We start from the raw sequence: 17,781 nt of genomic DNA on the forward strand, positions 1-17,781 counted from the left end.
CTGTGTTTTAATGGCGACCCATGGGTCACCGAGCCTTGACAGATGATGGCCTGAAACGTATGTTTCAAACAACTGTTTGTCAGGCCCCGTCCCGGAGTAGTGAGTAGTCATGGCCCAATCGGAAACCGTTGAACGCATTCTCGATGCTGCCGAGCAGCTATTCGCGGAAAGGGGGTTCGCGGAAACCTCGTTGCGGCTTATCACCAGCAAGGCCGGGGTCAACCTGGCGGCGGTGAACTATCACTTCGGCTCCAAGAAGGCCCTGATCCAGGCAGTCTTCTCGCGCTTCCTCGGCCCCTTCTGTGCCAGCTTGGAGCGTGAGCTGGAGCGTCGCCAGGCGCGTCCGGAGAGCAAGCCCAGCCTTGAAGAACTGCTCGAGATGCTGGTCGAGCAGGCGCTGGTAGTGCAGCCGCGCAGCAACAATGACCTGTCGATCTTCATGCGTTTGCTGGGCCTTGCGTTCAGTCAGAGCCAGGGCCACCTGCGGCGTTACCTGGAAGACATGTACGGCAAGGTATTCCGTCGTTACATGTTGCTGGTCAATGAAGCGGCCCCGCGTATTCCGCCGCTCGAATTGTTCTGGCGGGTGCACTTCATGCTCGGCGCCGCGGCGTTCAGCATGTCGGGTATCAAGGCCCTGCGGGCGATTGCCGAGACCGATTTCGGTATCAATACCTCGATTGAGCAGGTCATGCGCCTGATGGTGCCGTTCCTGGCGGCCGGTATGCGCGCCGACAGCGGTGTCACCGATGAGGCCATGGCCGCAGCGCAACTGCGCCCGCGGGCCAAGTCAAGCGCCTCCAGTACCCCCGCCAAGGCCTGAGCGCCGAGGCTGGGCGAGCAAGAGCAGTTGGGCTAAGCTAGCGCCCATGCCCGACCTCGATTTCCTGCACATTTCCCTCGCCGACCAGCACCTCTACGGTTTTGCCCATGGGCAGTTGCGTCTGCGCCTGGCGGTTTCCACCGCGCGCAACGGTGCCGGTGAGCTCAATGGTTCGGGTTGCACCCCACGCGGCCTGCATCAAGTGCGGGCCAAGATCGGTGCCGGCTTGCCCCTCGGCGCGGTGTTGAGCAGTCGCCGCTGGACGGGTGAAGTGTGGTCGCCGGCGCTGCACGCAGCATTTCCCGGGCGCGACTGGATCCTCAGTCGCATCCTCTGGCTCAGTGGCTGCGAACCCGGGGTCAATCGTCTGGGTCGGCGCGACACGTTTCGCCGCTATATCTATCTGCACGGCACGCCGGATACGCAACCGCTGGGTATACCTCTGTCCCATGGCTGCGTACGCCTGCGCAATGTTGATTTACTGGACCTGTTCGATCGCGTGCCCGCCCACTGCCCGGTGCGGATCGACGAGGTCGCATGCCCGCAATGGCTTTCCCTGAATATCGAATGAAGGACTTTCCATGACTGCCAGCCTGCAAGGCTCCCTGATGGTCGACATCGCCGGTCTCTGGCTGACCGCCGAGGACCGGCATCTGCTGCGCCAGCCCGAAGTGGCCGGCCTGATCATCTTTGCGCGTAACATCGACAGCCCGCGCCAGGTGAGTGAGCTGTGCGCCTCGATTCGCGCCATTCGCCCTGACCTGATTCTTGCCGTCGATCAGGAAGGTGGCCGGGTCCAGCGCCTGCGCCAAGGCTTTGTGCGCCTGCCAGCGATGCGCGCAATCGCCGATAACGACAACGCCGAGTACCTGGCCGAGCAGTGCGGGTGGCTGATGGCCACCGAGGTGTTGGCGGTTGGCTTGGACTTGAGCTTCGCCCCGGTGCTGGATCTTGATCATCAGCGCAGCGCAGTGGTGGGTAGTCGTGCGTTCGAGGGTAATCCTGAGCGTGCCACGCAGCTGGCCGGTGCGTTCATCCGCGGTATGAATGCTGCGGGTATGGCCGCTTGCGGCAAGCACTTCCCGGGGCATGGTTGGGCTGAAGCGGATTCGCATGTGGCGATTCCTACTGACGAGCGCAGCCTTGAGCAACTGCGCCAGGCCGACCTGGTGCCCTTCACCCGTCTGAGCGGTCAATTGGCGGCGGTAATGCCGGCGCATGTCATTTACCCGCAAATCGACACTCAGCCTGCTGGTTTTTCCCGACGCTGGTTGCAGGACATCCTGCGCGGCGAGTTGGGCTTCGACGGGGTGATCTTCAGTGATGACCTGTCGATGGCTGGGGCGCATGTGGTGGGCGATGCTGCCAATCGGATCGAGGCGGCGTTGACTGCCGGTTGCGATATGGGCCTGGTATGCAACGACCGGGCGGCGGCGGAGCTGGCGCTGAGTGCGGCGCAGCGCTTGAAGGTCAAGCCTTCGCCGAGGATTGCCGGGATGCGCGGACGTGGTTTTGCACGCACCGATTATCGGCAGCAGCCGCGTTGGCTGGAAGCGTTGGGGGTCTTGAGAGAGGCGCAGCTGGTCGATTGACAGGTTGGCCCTCATCGCGGGGCAAGCCCGCTCCCGCAGATCTTATCCATCTCTGTAGGAGCAGGCTCGGCCCGCGATGCGGCTGTGGCAATTATGGCTACTTGCCGCGCTTGCCTGGCAACGGCGCGAACAGCGCTTCAATCTCCTCATCCCCAAGCCGCCACTGCCCGGCCTGGCCGCCATCCAGCAGCCCGGCTGCCAGTGCCGCTTTCTCTTGCTGTAGCAGCTGGATCTTCTCTTCCACGGTTCCTCGGGTAATCAGCTTGAACACGAATACCGGTTTGTCCTGGCCGATGCGGTAGGCTCGGTCGGTAGCCTGGTTCTCGCTGGCGGGGTTCCACCACGGGTCATAGTGAATCACGGTATCAGCCGCAGTCAGGTTCAAGCCGGTGCCGCCGGCCTTGAGGCTGATCAGGAACACCTCGCTATCGCCCTTCTGGAACTGTCGCACCGGCGCGCGGCGGTCACGGGTGTCGCCGGTCAGTAGGCTGTAGCGGATCTCGCGTTTCTCAAGCTCTTGCTCGATCAGCGCCAGCATCGAGGTGAACTGCGAAAACAGCAGTACCCGGCGGCCTTCGCTGAGCAGCTCTTCGAGCATCTGCATCAGGCTGCCTAGTTTGCCTTTGTCGGCCTGGTTGCCTTTGCTCTCCACGCTCTTGACCAAACGCAGGTCGCAGCACACCTGGCGCAGCTTGAGCAGCGCGTCGAGGATGACGATCTGGCTGCGCGCTGCGCCATTGCGCGCCAGCTCGTCGCGGACCTTCTTGTCCATCGCCACCCTTACCGCTTCATAAGTGTCGCGCTGGGCGTCGCTGAGCTCGACCCAGTGAACCATCTCGGTCTTGGCGGGTAGATCCTGCGCCACCTGCTCTTTGGTGCGTCGCAGCAGGAACGGGCGGATGCGACTGGCCAGGTGGGCCATGCGTTCGTGGTCGCCGTGGCGCTCGATCGGGGTGCGGTAGTCGTGGTTGAAGCGTTTGAGATCGCCCAGCCAGCCGGGCATCAGGAAGTGGAACAGCGACCATAGCTCACCCAGGTTGTTTTCCATCGGTGTGCCCGTCAGGCATAGGCGCTGAGTGGCTTGTAGCTCGCAAACGGCCAGGGCGGCCTTGCTGGTGCTGCTCTTGATGTTCTGCGCCTCGTCGAGCACCAGCGTATGCCAAGGTTGCGCGCGCAGGTGTTCCAGGTCGCGAGGTACCAGGGCGTAGGTGGTCAGAACCAGGTCGTACTCACTGAGCGTGGCAAAATGCTTGCTGCGGCCTGGGCCGTGCAGGGCGAGTACGCGCAAGTCGGGGGCGAAGCGCTGGGCCTCGTCCAGCCAGTTGGGTACCAGGCTGGTGGGCATGACCGCCAGGGCTGGCTGCTGAAGGCGTCCGTGCTGCTTTTCCAGCAGTAGGTGGGCGAGGGTTTGCAGGGTCTTGCCCAGGCCCATGTCGTCGCCAAGGATGCCGCCGGTGCCCATCTCGCGCAGCGCCTGTAGCCAGTTCAGGCCCTGTTGCTGGTAAGGGCGCAAGGTGGCCTTGAGCTGTTTGGGCGGCTCGACCTCAAGCTCGCGGGCGTCACGCAGGCGCCGACCGAGGCCGCGTACGTGCTCGCCGCCTTCCCAGTGCAGCGGCAGGTGCTCGATATCGTTCAGGCGGGCTGCGTCGGCGCGGTCCAGGCGCAGGGCGGGGCCTGCGGCGCCCTCGTGCAGGTAGAGCTCGCCGAGGGTGCCCATCACCGCCTTGATGCGGCCGTAGGGCAGGGCTACCCGCAGGGCCGGGCTCTCTGGTCGGCCCCGGTTGAGGTCGATCAGCAGGTGTTCATCGTCATTGCGCCGGGCCAGCTCGCTGGGGCGCAATAGCTCGGGGTTGCTGCGCAGTAGCTGCAGGACGATCGGCAGCAGGCTGTGGCGTTCACCATCGACGACGATGCCCAGCTCCAGATCGAACCATTCATGGCCAGGGGCTTCCTCGACCGTGGCGTACCAGTCGTCCACCTCGTGCAGGTTGAAGGCGAAGTCGCGGTGTACTTCGACCTCCCAGCCGGCCTCGCGCAGGCGCGGCAGGCCTTCGCGGGCGAACTGCAGCCAGGCTTCATCGTCGGGCAGTTGGTGCATGTCGCCAGCGCTGTCGGGCAGGGCCTTGCTCTGCCGGGTGGCCGGCTTGAAGCCGAACTCACGCAGGGTTTTGCGAATGGCCTGCTCGGCCTGGGGTTGGCGCTGGATGCGCTGGCTGGTCTCGCCGACCAGGCGGGTCAGCGGTTTGTCATCAGTGCCGGTGGCGCGCAGGCCGTCGTAGTCGAAGGCGAGGGCGGCGCGGTGTTGCATCTGGCGCTGCATGCGTCCGGTCTTGGGCATGTAGGCGCTGAATTCGAGGCTACCCAGGGTCAGCCGCGGCGTGGGGGTGAGGCTATCAATGGTTTCACTGCGCACTGGCGTTGGCGTTGGCACGTGACGGTTCAGGGCGTTCAGGCGATGGCTCAAGGGGATGACCAGGTGTTCGGGTACGGTAGGTGCACGTGCTAGTTGGCTGGCTATGAAGGGGTCCAGGTCGTGGCTGAGCTTACCCGCCAGGTGATTTTCGGTATCGATGTAATACAGCGGGTCGAGCGGCAGGGCGAGCAGGGGCATGTGTTCATCGTGGTACCAGGCGCCGCGATAACTGCCGTTGTTCAGCCGCACCCAACGAAACGCGGCATGCCGTACCGGCCCGGCGGCGAGGGTTGCCTGGGGCTCGGCGAGCAGCACCCGCCCGGTTGCCAAGGCGTACTCGAACACCTCCGCACCCTTCTTGCCTTCCAGGCAAAGCACAGGCAGTCCTGTGCCTCTGCTCTGGGTATCGATCAGGCGTAGCACGCGTGCGTCTTCGTCGGTGACGTAGCGCGGGGTGTAGTAGATCATCTCCGGCATCGAGGTGATGCGGCTCAGCTTTAGGTGGCCGTCGGCTTGCGGCGTGCCCTTCATCGCTGTCAGCAGCCAGCGCTGTTGATCAAGGCTGATCTGGTAATAGATGGCCGGGCCTTTGCGCGAGGCTTCGCGGGCTTTGGCTGCTGGGGTTGGCGTTTCCAGGCCCTCCACCCATTTGCTCAGTTCGTGCGGCAAGGCCAGCGTGTGGTCGTTCAGTGCTGGCCGATCGCCCTGCAGATGAAAAAGGGCGGCGGCGCAGTGCTTGCAGTTGATCCCGACCGGGCAGGAGCAGCGTGCCAGGACCCGCAGCCTGCCAGCATTCATCACCAGGTTGATCTTCTGGCTGTAGAGATGCCGAGCAGAGCCGGTGCAGGTCGACTCGATGGTGTTGTCGTGGATCGAGTGGAGGGTCACGCGGTCCTGTGCGGCATAGTCGCGACCACGCCCAAGTGCGCCGGGATCGAAATCTGCGGTCCAGCTTTCGTGGTCCCTGAGCAGTTGCTGCGTCTCGCTCTCGCTCACTTCACTGCTCCATCATCTCCGGATCCATCACCGGCAGCTTGCGCGCACCTACCGGCGCGACTTTCAGCAGCAGGGCCAGGTGCCCGCCATCGAGGAAGGTCAGTTGGCCGCTCTTCATATTGCTGTTGGTTTGCTTGAACTGCTCGCTGCGCAGCACGCTGCCATTGCCGTCGAGTTGGTTGACCCATAAGTTCGCCTCAACTGCGATGAAACGGCCTTCGGTAAGGCTCAGGTTGCCTTCGATGGGGAAGTGGCCGAATTGCTCTTCACCCGCGCCGACGGCAATCCGGCTTGGCTCGCTGCCAAGCTGTTGTTGCCAGGCCTTGTGCAGCAGCACGGTGTAGCTGGGCGTCGCTTCCAGGCGAGTGGCCTCATCGCCCAGCACGGGCGGACGTTCAGCGTCCTTGGCCAGGCGTGGGGCGCCGGCGCTCCAATCTTCCGGGGCGAACTGGCTGGTCACTGCCGGCACGTCGTTCTGGCGCACCAGAATCATTTCTACCTGATACAGGCCTTCGGCGAAGGCGGCCGGCGCAAACAGCGTCAGCAGCAAGGTCAGGCAACGGATGGCACGCATGGATCTTCCTTCAGGCAGTCTGTGGGGTCAGGCGCTCGAACAGCGCCTCCAGGGTATTGAAGCGTTCGTCGGGGCGTTCCATCGGCACCAGGAAACGGAACTGGGTTGCGCCTTCGAACTTATAGCGTTTGGGCTGGCCCTGGATCAGTTTGATCAGGGTCAGCGGGTCGACCGGCGTCTCGGCCTCGAACTCGATCTTGCCGCCATTGGGGCCGCCATCGACTTTCTTGATGCCGAGCTTTTCCGCCTGCAGCTTGAGCTGGGTCAGGCGGATCAGGTTCTTGGTCGGCTCCGGCAGCAGGCCGAAGCGGTCGATCATTTCCACTTGCAGGTCCTTGAGACCTTCTTCGTCGGCCGCCGAGGCGATGCGCTTGTACAGGATCAAGCGGGCGTGCACGTCGGGCAGGTAGTCCTCGGGGATCAGTGCCGGCAGGCGCAGGTTGATCTCCGGACCGCCGCCCAGAGGTTGCTCAAGGTTTGGCTGGGTGCCCTTGCGAATGGCCTTGACCGCGCGCTCGAGCATTTCCATGTAGAGGGTAAAGCCCACTGCCTGGATTTGCCCGCTCTGGCCTTCGCCGAGCAGCTCACCGGCGCCACGGATTTCCAGGTCGTTGGTGGCCAGGACGAAGCCTGCGCCCAGGTCCTGGGTGTTGGCGATGGCCTCCAGGCGTTTCTCGGCGTCGCTGCTGATTTTCTGCCGGGCGGGCGTGAGCAGGTAGGCGTAGGCCTGGTGGTGGCTACGACCGACCCGACCGCGCAGCTGGTGCAGCTGGGCCAGGCCGAACTTGTCGGCACGCTCGATGACGATGGTGTTGGCGCTGGGCACGTCGATGCCGGTCTCGATGATGGTCGAGGCGATCAGCACATTGAAGCGCTTGTGATAGAAGTCGCTCATCACCTGTTCCAGCTCACGTTCGCGCATCTGCCCGTGGCCGATGCCGATACGAGCTTCGGGAACCAGCTCGGCGAGGTCGGCGGCGCATTTTTCGATGGTTTTCACATCGTTGTGCAGGTAGTACACCTGGCCGCCCCGCAGCAGCTCACGCAGCAGTGCTTCCTTGACCGTGCTGTTGTTCTGCTCCATGACGAAGGTGCGCACCGACAGCCGGCGCGCCGGCGGGGTGGCGATGATCGACAGATCGCGCATGCCGGCCACGGCCATGTTCAAGGTGCGCGGGATAGGCGTGGCGGTCAGGGTGAGGATATCCACTTCGCTGCGCAGGGCCTTGAGCTGTTCTTTCTGACGCACGCCAAAGCGGTGTTCTTCGTCGATCACCACCAGGCCGAGGTCTTTGAAACGCACATCGTCCTGCAGCAGCTTGTGGGTGCCTATGAGGATGTCGATCTTGCCTTCGGCGAGGTCTGCGGCGGCGCTGGCGATATCCTTGGCCGACTTGAAGCGGCTCATCACCTCGACCGTCACCGGCCAATCGGCGAAGCGGTCACGGAAGCTGTTGTAGTGCTGCTGGGCGAGCAGGGTGGTGGGCACCAGCACGGCCACCTGGCGACCGCTGTGCACGGCGATGAAAGCGGCGCGCATGGCCACTTCGGTCTTGCCAAAGCCGACGTCGCCGCAGACCAGGCGGTCCATCGGCTTGCCGGCCAGCATGTCGGCGCGGACCGCTTCGATGGCGTTCTGCTGGTCGGGGGTTTCCTCGAACGGGAAGCCGGCGCTGAAGGTGGCGTAGTCGGCGGCAGGGTCGGCGAAGGCATAGCCTTTGCGCGCGGCGCGGCGGGCATAGATGTCGAGCAGCTCGGCGGCGACGTCACGCACTTGCTCGGCAGCTTTGCGCTTGGCCTTCTGCCAGGTTTCCGAGCCCAGGCGGTGCAACGGCGCCAGGGCGTCATCGCTGCCGGTGTAGCGGGCGATCAGGTGCAGGTTGGCGACCGGCACATACAGCTTGGCGTTCTCGGCGTATTCGAGGGTCAGGAACTCGGCGGCCTGGCCATCGATTTCCAGCGTTGCCAGGCCCAGGTAGCGGCCTACGCCATGGTCGATGTGCACCACCGGGGCGCCTTCGCGCAGCTCGGTAAGGTTCTTGATCACCGCGTCGTTGGCAGCTTCGCCGCGTTTTTCACGGCGGCGGCGCTGCATCACCCGTTGGCCGAACAGCGGGCTTTCGGCGATCAGGGCGATGGCTGGGTCGTCCAGCAGCAGGCCATCGTCGAGTGGGGCGATGGTGATCGCCAGACGCTCTTTGCCGGTGACGAAGTCGGTCCAGCCTTCGACTGTCTGGGGCCGTAGCTTGAGGCGTTCGAGCAGTTCCAGCAGCACCTCGCGGCGGCCTGCCGATTCAGCGGTGAACAGCACCCGCCCAGGGAACTGGTCGAGGAAGTTCGCCAGTGCCGCCAGAGGCTGGTTGGCCTTGGCTTCGATGGCCAGGTTGGGCAGGGCGCGCGCGGGGAAGCGTTCGCGGCCGGCGGCGGGCTCGACGTCGTCACTGCTGACCACCACGCGTGGCCACTGTTTGAGCTGGGCGAAGCAGTCCTCGACCGGCAGGAACAACTCTGCTGGCGGCAGCAGCGGGCGGGTCAGGTCGCCGCGGCGATCCTCATAGCGCCCACGCACATCATTCCAGAAGTGCTCCGCCGCCTGTTCGACGCCCGGCAACGAAAACACCTGGGTGTCGGCCGGCAGGTAGTCGAACAGGGTCGAGGTTTCTTCGAAGAACAGCGGCAGGTAATACTCGATGCCGGCCGGAATGATCCCGCTGGCCAAGTCCTGGAAGATCGCGCTGCGCCGGAAATCGACATCGAAGCGTTCGCGAAAGCGCGCCTTGAAGCGGGTCACTTCCTCTTTTTGCATCGGGAACTCGCGCGCCGGCAGCAGGCGCACCGAGTCGACCTTGTCGATCGAACGCTGGGTTTCCGGGTCGAACGTGCGCAGGGTCTCGATTTCGTCGTCGAACAGGTCGATCCGGTAGGGCAGCTTGCTGCCCATCGGGTAGAGATCGATCAGTGCCCCGCGCACGGCGAACTCGCCATGCTCGTAGACGGTGTCGACGCAGCGATAGCCGCTGGCCTCCAGGCGGGTGCGCATCTGTTCGACGTCAATCGTCTGGCCAACGTCCAGCACCAGGCTGCTGCCGAGCAGGAACCGCGTCGGCGCCAGACGGTGCAGGGCAGTGGTGATCGGCACGACCAAAATGCCGTGATCCAGCTCTGGCAGCCGATACAGGCTGGCAATGCGCTGGGAGATGATGTCCTGGTGCGGCGAGAACAGGTCGTAGGGCAGGGTTTCCCAGTCGGGGAACGGCAGCACCGGCAGCTGCGGGGCGAAGAAGCGCAGCTCCTGCTCCAGACGATCGGCCGCCTGGCTGTCGGCGGTCAGCAACAGGGTGAACCGGCGGGCGCCGCTGGCGGCCTCGGCGATGGCCAGGCTGAGGGCGGCACCGGGCAGGTTGCCCCAGGTTTGTTTGCCGGCTGTGGCCGACATTTGCGGTAGGCGCAGAACTGACACGGGAGATTGCACTCCAAGCGTTGCGGCAAAGAGGTCGATTGTACCGACGCCAGTGCCGGCTGTCAGGCTCGCGAGGGCCAGAACAGCGCGGTGTGGCGACGGCGACAGGCGCTCATTGCCCGATACGCTGTGGGGCGTCATAATGTAGCCCCTTTTTTCTCCCCCTACATGTGGAAGGTTCCCGTGACTCAGAAGCCCGACCAGTGTCTTGGTGAGTGGATCGATCGTGAAGCGCTTGCTGAAGCGATGATCCCGCTTATCGGTCAGCTCTACCGCAATAACAACGTGGTGAGCTCGATCTATGGCCGCAGCCTGATCAACCGTTCGGTTATCTCGATCCTCAAAGCCCATCGCTTTGCGCGTCACCGTCAGAGCGACGAGACCGAGCTGTCCGTCCACGAGACATTCCCGCTGCTCAAAGCGATGAGCGAGCTGAAACTGGGCGCCGCTTCGGTCGACCTGGGCAAGCTGGCCAACAAGTTCAAGCTCGAAGGCAATGGCCGCAGCGCCGAGCAGTTCGTGCGCGAAGAGCTGGCTGACGTGGTTGGCCAACAGAACGCCTCGGCGCGCAAAGGCACCGACGTTGTCCTGTACGGCTTCGGTCGCATCGGCCGCCTGCTGGCGCGCATCCTGATCGAAAAAACCGGTGGTGGCGACGGCCTGCGTCTGCGCGCCATCGTCGTGCGCAAAGGCGCCGAGAACGACCTGGTCAAGCGTGCCAGCCTGCTGCGTCGTGACTCGGTGCACGGCCCGTTCGATGGCACCATCACCATCGACGAAGCCAACAACACCATCACCGCCAACGGCAACCTGATCCAGGTTATCTACGCGAAGAACCCAAGCGAAGTCGACTACACCCAGTACGGCATCGAAAACGCCCTGATCGTCGACAACACCGGCGTATGGCGTGACGCTGACGGCCTTGGCCAGCACCTGGCTTGCCCGGGCGCTGCCCGCGTGATCCTCACCGCGCCTGGCAAAGGCGCGCTGAAGAACATCGTGCATGGCATCAACCATGGCGACATCAGCGCAGATGACAAGATCATCTCCGCCGCCTCCTGCACCACCAACGCCATCGTGCCGGTGCTCAAGGCGATCAACGACCAGTACGGCATCGTCAATGGTCACGTCGAAACCGTTCACTCGTTCACCAACGACCAGAACCTGATCGACAACTTCCACAAGGGCAGCCGTCGTGGCCGCGCCGCGCCGCTGAACATGGTTATCACCGAAACCGGTGCTGCCACTGCTGCTGCCAAGGCGCTGCCAGTGCTCAAGGGCAAGCTGACCGGTAACGCGATCCGCGTTCCGACGCCTAACGTGTCGATGGCCATCCTCAACTTGAATCTCGAGAAGGGCACCAGCCGCGAAGAGATCAACGAGTACCTGCGCCAGACCGCCATGCACTCCGAGCTGCACAAGCAGATCGACTACGTCAGCTCGCAGGAAGTGGTTTCCACTGACTTCGTAGGCTCGCGCCACGCTGGTGTAGTGGACGCTGAAGCGACCATCTGCAATGACAACCGCGTTGTTCTGTACGTCTGGTACGACAACGAATTCGGCTACAGCTGCCAGGTGGTTCGTGTGATGGAAGACATGGCCGGTGTGAACCCGCCAGCGTTTCCACGCTGATTCGCTTGTAAGGCAATGAAAAAACGGGAACCTTTGGGTTCCCGTTTTTTTGTCCAGCCTATTGTGGTGTCTGTGCTGGCGCTATCGCGGGGCAAGCCCGCTCCCACGTAGCCCGCTCCTGCGCAGTCTAGTTTCCCCCGTAGCCTAGTCTCCCGCGTAGCCCATGCGCCCCCGCAGCTTGTGTTGTTATACGTGGGAGCGGGCTTGCCCCGCGATAGCGCCGGCCCAGACAACCGAGACTCAATGAATGCGCGCAACGCTCCTGCTCACCCTGCTACTGCTTGGCGCCTGCGACCAGCGCTCAACCCTGGAGCGCCTCAGCGGACCGACCATGGGCAGCAGCTACAGCATCCAGTACGTGCGTGAAGCCGATGGCCCGCCCCCCGAGCAGGTCCGCCAAGCCGTCGAAGCGATCCTGCACGACATCGACCAGCACTACTCCACCTACCGCAGCGATTCCACCGTCAGCCAGTTCAATCAGCTCCCCGCCAATCAGTGCCTGGCCATGCCCGCCGACCTACTTGAATTGGTCGACTTCGGCCAACACCTGGCCGAGCAGAGCGCTGGCGCCTTCGATCTGACGGTCGAACCCTTGCTCGACCTGTGGGGCTTCGGCCCCCAAGCCCGTCATGAGCGGGTTCCTGATCCGCACGCTTTGGCCCAGGCCCGCCAGCGCGTCGGCTACCAGCACCTGCGCAGGGAACCGGGCATGCTGTGCAAGGATGGCGCAGTAGAACTCGACTTCAACAGCATCGCCGCCGGCCATGCCGTCGACCTGATCGCCCAGCGCTTGGCTGCCATGGGCATTGCCAACTTCCTCGCGGAAGCTACTGGGGAGCTCAAGGCAGTAGGGCGCAAGCCCGATGGCAGTCCCTGGCGGATCGCCCTGGAACTGCCGCGCGCAGACCGCCAGATCGCCCGCCAGGTGATCAGCGTCAATGGCCTGGCTGTATCGACCTCGGGTGACTATCGCAACTATTTCGAGGAGAATGGCCGGCGCTATTCGCACACCTTCGATGCGCGCCTGGGGCGGCCGGTCGAACATGAGCTGGCTGCGGTGACCGTGCTCGATGCCTCGGCGCTGCAGGCCGACGGCTATTCGACCTTGTTGTTGATCATGGGGCCGGAGCGCGGCTGGGATTACGCCGTCGCCCACGACATCGCCGCGATTCTGGTGACCCGGGTCGAGGGTGGCTTCGTCTCTCAGGCTACGCCCGGCTTCGAGCGGGCAGTGAAAGGCGAGTGAAAGCGTATGCAGGGATGATCGGCGCCAGGGAATCGGTGAACGATAACGACAATGTAGTGCAGGCAAAAATGGCCTACGACGCGACCAAGGGTTAATGTGCGCGGCGTTCACGCTTGATTAGACTGCACCCGAATTTTCTCATGGCGCCCCGGCGACATGATCGAGTCCCGCGGCTACCGTGGCCGGCGGGCGAGTTCTGAAGGAGTACGCATGGCTGTCTACAACTACGACGTAGTGGTGCTGGGTTCCGGCCCGGCCGGAGAAGGTGCGGCAATGAACGCCGCCAAAGCAGGGCGCAAGGTGGCGATGGTCGATAGCCGTCGCCAAGTCGGCGGCAACTGCACCCACCTGGGCACCATCCCGTCCAAGGCACTGCGTCACTCGGTGCGGCAGATCATGCAGTTCAACACCAACCCGATGTTCCGTGCCATTGGTGAGCCGCGCTGGTTCTCCTTCCCGGACGTGCTCAAGAGCGCCGAGAAGGTCATCTCCAAGCAAGTCGCCTCGCGCACCGGCTACTACGCGCGCAACCGTGTCGACGTGTTCTTCGGCACCGGCAGCTTCGCCGACGAGCAGACCGTCGAAGTGGTCTGCCCCAATGGCGTGGTCGAGAAACTGGTCGCCAAGCACATTATCATCGCCACCGGCTCGCGCCCCTATCGCCCAGCCGATATCGACTTCCATCACCCACGGGTCTACGACAGCGACACCATCCTCAGCCTGAGCCACACCCCGCGCAAGCTGATCGTCTATGGCGCCGGCGTGATCGGTTGCGAATACGCCTCGATCTTCAGCGGCCTGGGCGTACTGGTCGAACTGGTCGATAACCGCGGCCAGTTGCTGAGCTTCCTCGACTCGGAAATCTCCCAGGCGCTGAGCTACCACTTCAGCAACAACAACATCACCGTGCGCCATAACGAGGAGTACGAGCGAGTCGAAGGCTTGGACAATGGGGTGATCCTGCACCTGAAGTCGGGCAAGAAGATCAAGGCCGACGCCTTGCTGTGGTGCAACGGCCGCACCGGCAACACCGACAAGCTGGGCTTGGAAAACATCGGCATCAAGGTCAACAGCCGTGGCCAGATCGAGGTCGACGAGGCTTACCGCACCACCGTGCCGAACATCTATGGCGCGGGTGACGTGATCGGCTGGCCGAGCCTGGCCAGCGCTGCCCACGACCAGGGTCGTTCGGCGGCCGGCAGCATCGTCGACAACGGCAGCTGGCGCTTCGTCAACGATGTGCCGACTGGCATCTACACCATTCCGGAGATCAGCTCGATCGGCAAGAACGAGCAGGAGCTGACCCAGGCCAAAGTGCCTTATGAAGTCGGCAAGGCGTTCTTCAAGAGCATGGCCCGCGCGCAGATCGCCGGCGAGCCGCAAGGCATGTTGAAGATCCTGTTCCACCGCGAGACGTTGCAGATCCTCGGCGTGCACTGCTTCGGCTACCAGGCTTCGGAGATCGTCCACATCGGCCAGGCGATCATGGATCAGCCGGGTGAGCGCAACACCCTGAAGTACTTCGTCAACACCACCTTCAACTACCCGACCATGGCCGAAGCCTATCGGGTAGCGGCCTACGACGGCCTGAACCGGCTTTTTTGAGCGGCTCCGGCCGGTGGCCTGAGCCGGTCGGGGAGTGCGGGTTCAGTCCTTCCCAAGGGTGGTCTTGGCCAAACCGGGAAAGTCTGTAATCAGGCTATCAGCGCCAAAGTCGGCGAGTCGGCGCATCAGTGCCGGCTCGTTGACCGTCCACACCGACACGTGCAACCCCTGGCGCTGGGCCTTGATCAGGCGCTCTGGGGTGCATAGCGTCCAGTTCAGCGCCAGTATCTGGCAGTTGTAGTTCTGCGCGACCTTCAGCGGGTCGAGCCAGGCATATTCGGCGACCAACCCACGCGACACGTCCGGGACCAGCTCCAGGGCGGCGCCGAGCACTTCCCGCGAGCTCGAGGTGATGGTGATCTTGTCCAGCAGGCCGTATTGCTGGGCCAGTTCGCGAATCGCCAGCACAGTGCTGGCAGCGCGGGTGCGCGAGGCGCTCTTGACCTCCAGTTGCCAATGCTCGAAATCACACTTCTCGAACAGCTCCTCAAGACGAGGAATGGGGCACGGCTGGACATGCCCTGGGCCGCCCTTGCGGGCGTCGTAGGTGGCAAGGTCGGCGGCAATGTGCTCGACCACCTTGCCGCGCCGGCCGGTGGTGCGTTTGAGGGTCGGGTCGTGGATTACCATCAGCTGGTTGTCGGCCGACAGGTGCAGGTCCAGCTCGCAGCGGTTGACGCCGTGCGACAAGCACTTGCGAAAGCTGGTCAGGGTATTTTCGGGCGCTTCGCCCTTGGCGCCGCGATGGCCGTAGATCAGGGTCACGTTCGTTCCTTCAAATCAAAAAGAGCAGGGCTCAGGAGGCGGGATCGTTCTGTTCCAGCGCCTGGCGTCGTTGCTGTTGCTGGCGCTGCAAGATGTAGCGGGCGAGCAGTTGGCGCTGGGCATCGGTCATGTCGGTGAATTCGGTGCCGACCTCGTAATCGCCATCCGGGCGCAGGTCGCAGTGGGTGACCCTGCCGCGCAGCAGCAGGCCATGGGCGCGGGGCATCAGCACCATTTTCACTTTGACCCGAGTGCCTGGGGCGATCTGCTGGGCCTGGGCGAACTCGATGCCGCCTTCGGACAGAATCACCCGGTGCGGCTGGCCGATTTCGCCCAGCAGGGTTTGGGCGACCACGGCGCTGAGCAGATCGAGGCGTTTGTTCTGGGCGCGCAGAAACGCGGCGAGGGTGCGGTCTTTGTCACTCAACTGGCGTAGCAGATGCTGGGATTCGAAGTCCGACAGGTGCAGTTCGCTGAGCAGGTTGAATAGCGGCGAATCATCCTGCAACAGTTCTGGCTCAAGGGCCTCAGCCGCGCTCAAGGGGCTGATTTCCAGTGCGATCCTGTCTTCGATGCGGTAGTATTCGCGGCGATCTTCATCGTCTAATGTCGTCATGGCGAACCCAAGGTTACGGCGGTGGTCCGAGTGTAAAGCCGCCGTAGGCGCCCCGCCACAAGGACGTTCCCTTTCATCCGAACAAGCCCCGACATGTTCAGACCTCTATTCGCATTCATCGGTACGCGTTATACCCGTGCCAAGCGTCGCAATCACTTCGTCTCGTTCATTTCCCTGACCTCGATGATCGGCCTCGCCCTGGGCGTGGTGGTGATGATCGTGGTGCTCTCGGTCATGAACGGTTTCGACCACGAGATGCGTACCCGCGTGCTTGGCATGATCCCTCACGCCACGCTTGAGAGCGGCCAACCGATCAATGATTGGCCGGCCCTTGCTCAACAAGTAAAGCAGAATCCGCAAGTGCTGGCGGTGGCGCCCTTCACCCAGATGCAGGGCCTGCTGACCCACGACGGCAAAGTCTCCAAGGTGCTGCTCAACGGCATCGATCCGGCCCGTGAGCGGGAGGTGTCGATCATCGACAACTTCATTCGCGAAGGCAGCCTGGACAAGCTGGCGCCGGGCGAGTGGGGCATCATGATCGGCGACAAGGCCGCCGCCAAACTGGGCGTTGCCATCGGCGACAAGCTGACCTTCGTCGCCCCCGAGGTCAGCGTGACGCCGGCCGGCATGTTCCCGCGCATGAAGCGCTTTACCGTGGTCGGCACCTTCCACGTCGGCGCTGGCGAGATCGACGGTTATATGGGGCTGACCAACATTGCCGATCTGTCCCGCCTGCACCGCTGGAAGCCCGATCAGGTCCAGGGTGTGCGGCTGAAGTTCGACGACCTGTTCCAGGCCCCACGGGTTGCCTGGGATATCGCTCAGCGCCTGGGCGACCAGGAGTTCTACGCCCGCGACTGGACCCGCAGCCACGGCAACCTGTACCAGGCGATTCGCATGGAGAAGGCCATGATCGGCCTGCTGCTGTTGCTGATCGTCGCGGTGGCGGCGTTCAACATCATTTCCACCCTGGTGATGGTAGTCAACGACAAGAAAGGCGACATCGCCATCTTGCGTACGCTCGGCGCCACCCCCGGGCAGATCATGGCCATCTTCATGGTCCAGGGTACGGTAATCGGCGTGGTCGGGACCTTGATCGGCGCCGTCGTTGGCATCATCGCCGCACTCAATGTCAGCGCCGCGATTGCCGGCCTGGAGACGTTGATCGGGCACAAGTTCCTCAACGCCGATGTGTACTTCATCGATTACCTGCCGTCGCAGATCATGGCCCAGGACGTCTGGCAGGTCTGTGGCGCGGCATTGGTCCTGAGTTTCTTCGCCACCCTGTACCCGGCCTGGCGTGCGGCCCGCACCCAGCCTGCAGAGGCGCTACGTTATGAGTGAGTCGCGCATGAGTGATAAAGCCGTTCTGAGTTGCCGCAACCTGGGCAAGTCCTACGACGAGGGCCCGGAGTCGGTGCAGGTGCTGGCCAATCTGCAGCTGGAGCTGCACCCCGGCGAGCGTGTGGCCATCGTCGGTAGCTCAGGTTCGGGCAAGAGTACCTTGCTCAACCTGCTCGGCGGTCTCGACACCCCAAGCCAGGGCAGCGTGTGGTTGGCCGGCGAGGAGTTGTCGGCGCTCGGTGAGCGCGCCCGCGGCCTGCTGCGCAACCGCGCGCTGGGCTTCGTCTACCAGTTCCACCACCTGCTGGCCGAGTTCACCGCTCTGGAAAACGTCTGCATGCCGCTGCTGATCGGTCGCACGCCGATCCCGGAGGCGCGCGAGCGGGCTGAAGCGCTGCTAAAACGCGTGGGCTTGAGCCATCGCTTGAGCCACAAGCCGGCTGAGTTGTCCGGTGGTGAGCGTCAGCGCGTGGCGATTGCCCGGGCGCTGGTCAATCGCCCAGGCCTGGTGATGCTCGATGAGCCGACCGGCAACCTCGACCATCACACCGCCCAGGGTATTCAGGAGCTGATGCAAGAGCTTTCCAGCGCTTCGCAAACCGCCTTCCTGGTGGTCACCCACGACCTCAACCTGGCGCGTCAGATGGACCGCGTATTGAAGCTCGAAGACGGCCACCTGGTGGCGATCTGAGTCGCTTGCCCGGGGCGGGATAAA

Annotated in this window: 13 protein-coding genes; 8 read left to right on the top strand and 5 right to left on the bottom strand. The window is 63.5% G+C overall.

The genetic code is table 11. The annotated features are described in order from the left end of the window. Positions 1-109 precede the first annotated feature (109 nt). Genes ACI2JX_RS02105 through nagZ form a run of 3 tightly spaced genes read left to right on the top strand, consistent with a single transcriptional unit; the run spans position 110 to position 2,415 of the window. On the top strand, positions 110-823 hold the full coding sequence (locus ACI2JX_RS02105; protein WP_264235431.1) for a TetR/AcrR family transcriptional regulator: 714 nt from the start codon (positions 110-112) through the stop codon (positions 821-823). Between the two features lie 46 nt (positions 824-869). Continuing rightward, on the top strand, positions 870-1,394 hold the full coding sequence (locus ACI2JX_RS02110) for a L,D-transpeptidase family protein (protein WP_404689240.1): 525 nt from the start codon (positions 870-872) through the stop codon (positions 1,392-1,394). Positions 1,395-1,416: 22 nt separating this feature from the next. After that, positions 1,417-2,415 (top strand): beta-N-acetylhexosaminidase, encoded by a 999-nt coding sequence (gene nagZ / locus ACI2JX_RS02115; protein WP_404689517.1) that lies wholly within the window; start codon positions 1,417-1,419, stop codon positions 2,413-2,415. 97 nt (positions 2,416-2,512) lie between these two features. On the opposite strand, the gene ACI2JX_RS02120 is transcribed toward nagZ, so the two are convergent. From ACI2JX_RS02120 to mfd, 3 genes are read right to left on the bottom strand one after another with little or no spacing between them, the layout of a single operon-like run. Beyond that, positions 2,513-5,824 (bottom strand): SNF2-related protein, encoded by a 3,312-nt coding sequence (locus tag ACI2JX_RS02120; protein ID WP_404689241.1) that lies wholly within the window; start codon positions 5,822-5,824, stop codon positions 2,513-2,515. A gap of 1 nt (position 5,825) precedes the next feature. Further along, positions 5,826-6,398 (bottom strand): peptidoglycan binding protein CsiV, encoded by a 573-nt coding sequence (locus ACI2JX_RS02125; RefSeq protein WP_404689242.1) that lies wholly within the window; start codon positions 6,396-6,398, stop codon positions 5,826-5,828. 10 nt (positions 6,399-6,408) lie between these two features. Further along, a complete protein-coding gene (gene mfd, locus ACI2JX_RS02130; protein WP_264235435.1) occupies positions 6,409-9,858 on the bottom strand; it encodes a transcription-repair coupling factor in 3,450 nt (1,149 codons plus the stop codon). 168 nt (positions 9,859-10,026) lie between these two features. Between mfd and ACI2JX_RS02135 the strand changes: the two genes are divergently transcribed. The 3 genes from ACI2JX_RS02135 to sthA all read left to right on the top strand — a co-directional run bounded on the left by ACI2JX_RS02135 (position 10,027) and on the right by sthA (position 14,341). Beyond that, on the top strand, positions 10,027-11,490 hold the full coding sequence (locus tag ACI2JX_RS02135; RefSeq protein ID WP_186556340.1) for a glyceraldehyde-3-phosphate dehydrogenase: 1,464 nt from the start codon (positions 10,027-10,029) through the stop codon (positions 11,488-11,490). 247 nt (positions 11,491-11,737) lie between these two features. Beyond that, positions 11,738-12,736, top strand: coding sequence for an FAD:protein FMN transferase (locus ACI2JX_RS02140; RefSeq protein WP_264235436.1), 999 nt, complete (start codon positions 11,738-11,740; stop codon positions 12,734-12,736). Between the two features lie 210 nt (positions 12,737-12,946). Next, a complete protein-coding gene (gene sthA / locus ACI2JX_RS02145; RefSeq protein WP_186556342.1) occupies positions 12,947-14,341 on the top strand; it encodes a Si-specific NAD(P)(+) transhydrogenase in 1,395 nt (464 codons plus the stop codon). A 42-nt stretch (positions 14,342-14,383) separates the two neighbouring features. On the opposite strand, the gene ACI2JX_RS02150 is transcribed toward sthA, so the two are convergent. Further along, the gene (locus ACI2JX_RS02150) at positions 14,384-15,106 is read right to left on the bottom strand and encodes a glycerophosphodiester phosphodiesterase (protein ID WP_264235437.1); all 723 of its coding nucleotides are present in this window, start codon (positions 15,104-15,106) and stop codon (positions 14,384-14,386) included. A gap of 31 nt (positions 15,107-15,137) precedes the next feature. After that, positions 15,138-15,722 (bottom strand): PilZ domain-containing protein, encoded by a 585-nt coding sequence (locus tag ACI2JX_RS02155; RefSeq protein ID WP_368971335.1) that lies wholly within the window; start codon positions 15,720-15,722, stop codon positions 15,138-15,140. A gap of 93 nt (positions 15,723-15,815) precedes the next feature. On the opposite strand from ACI2JX_RS02155, the gene ACI2JX_RS02160 reads away from it, so the two are divergent. Continuing rightward, positions 15,816-17,066, top strand: coding sequence for a lipoprotein-releasing ABC transporter permease subunit (locus ACI2JX_RS02160; protein WP_186556345.1), 1,251 nt, complete (start codon positions 15,816-15,818; stop codon positions 17,064-17,066). Between the two features lie 7 nt (positions 17,067-17,073). Beyond that, on the top strand, positions 17,074-17,757 hold the full coding sequence (gene lolD, locus ACI2JX_RS02165; RefSeq protein ID WP_186556346.1) for a lipoprotein-releasing ABC transporter ATP-binding protein LolD: 684 nt from the start codon (positions 17,074-17,076) through the stop codon (positions 17,755-17,757). Positions 17,758-17,781: the final 24 nt, after the last annotated feature.

The sequence above is a fragment of the Pseudomonas sp. NPDC088890 genome (assembly GCF_044900155.1).
GTDB classification, from domain to species: domain Bacteria; phylum Pseudomonadota; class Gammaproteobacteria; order Pseudomonadales; family Pseudomonadaceae; genus Aquipseudomonas; species Aquipseudomonas urmiensis.

Excerpts from the sequence above, each read along its gene's own strand:
- ACI2JX_RS02110 (WP_404689240.1), top strand. The coding sequence starts at position 870 with ATGCCCGACCTCGATTTCCTGCACATTTCCCTCGCCGACCAGCACCTC.
- ACI2JX_RS02155 (WP_368971335.1), bottom strand. The coding sequence starts at position 15,722 with ATGACGACATTAGACGATGAAGATCGCCGCGAATACTACCGCATCGAA.
- lolD (WP_186556346.1), top strand. The coding sequence starts at position 17,074 with ATGAGTGATAAAGCCGTTCTGAGTTGCCGCAACCTGGGCAAGTCCTAC.
- ACI2JX_RS02125 (WP_404689242.1), bottom strand. The coding sequence starts at position 6,398 with ATGCGTGCCATCCGTTGCCTGACCTTGCTGCTGACGCTGTTTGCGCCG.
- ACI2JX_RS02140 (WP_264235436.1), top strand. The coding sequence starts at position 11,738 with ATGCGCGCAACGCTCCTGCTCACCCTGCTACTGCTTGGCGCCTGCGAC.
- ACI2JX_RS02135 (WP_186556340.1), top strand. The coding sequence starts at position 10,027 with ATGTGGAAGGTTCCCGTGACTCAGAAGCCCGACCAGTGTCTTGGTGAG.
- sthA (WP_186556342.1), top strand. The coding sequence starts at position 12,947 with ATGGCTGTCTACAACTACGACGTAGTGGTGCTGGGTTCCGGCCCGGCC.
- ACI2JX_RS02160 (WP_186556345.1), top strand. The coding sequence starts at position 15,816 with ATGTTCAGACCTCTATTCGCATTCATCGGTACGCGTTATACCCGTGCC.
- ACI2JX_RS02105 (WP_264235431.1), top strand. The coding sequence starts at position 110 with ATGGCCCAATCGGAAACCGTTGAACGCATTCTCGATGCTGCCGAGCAG.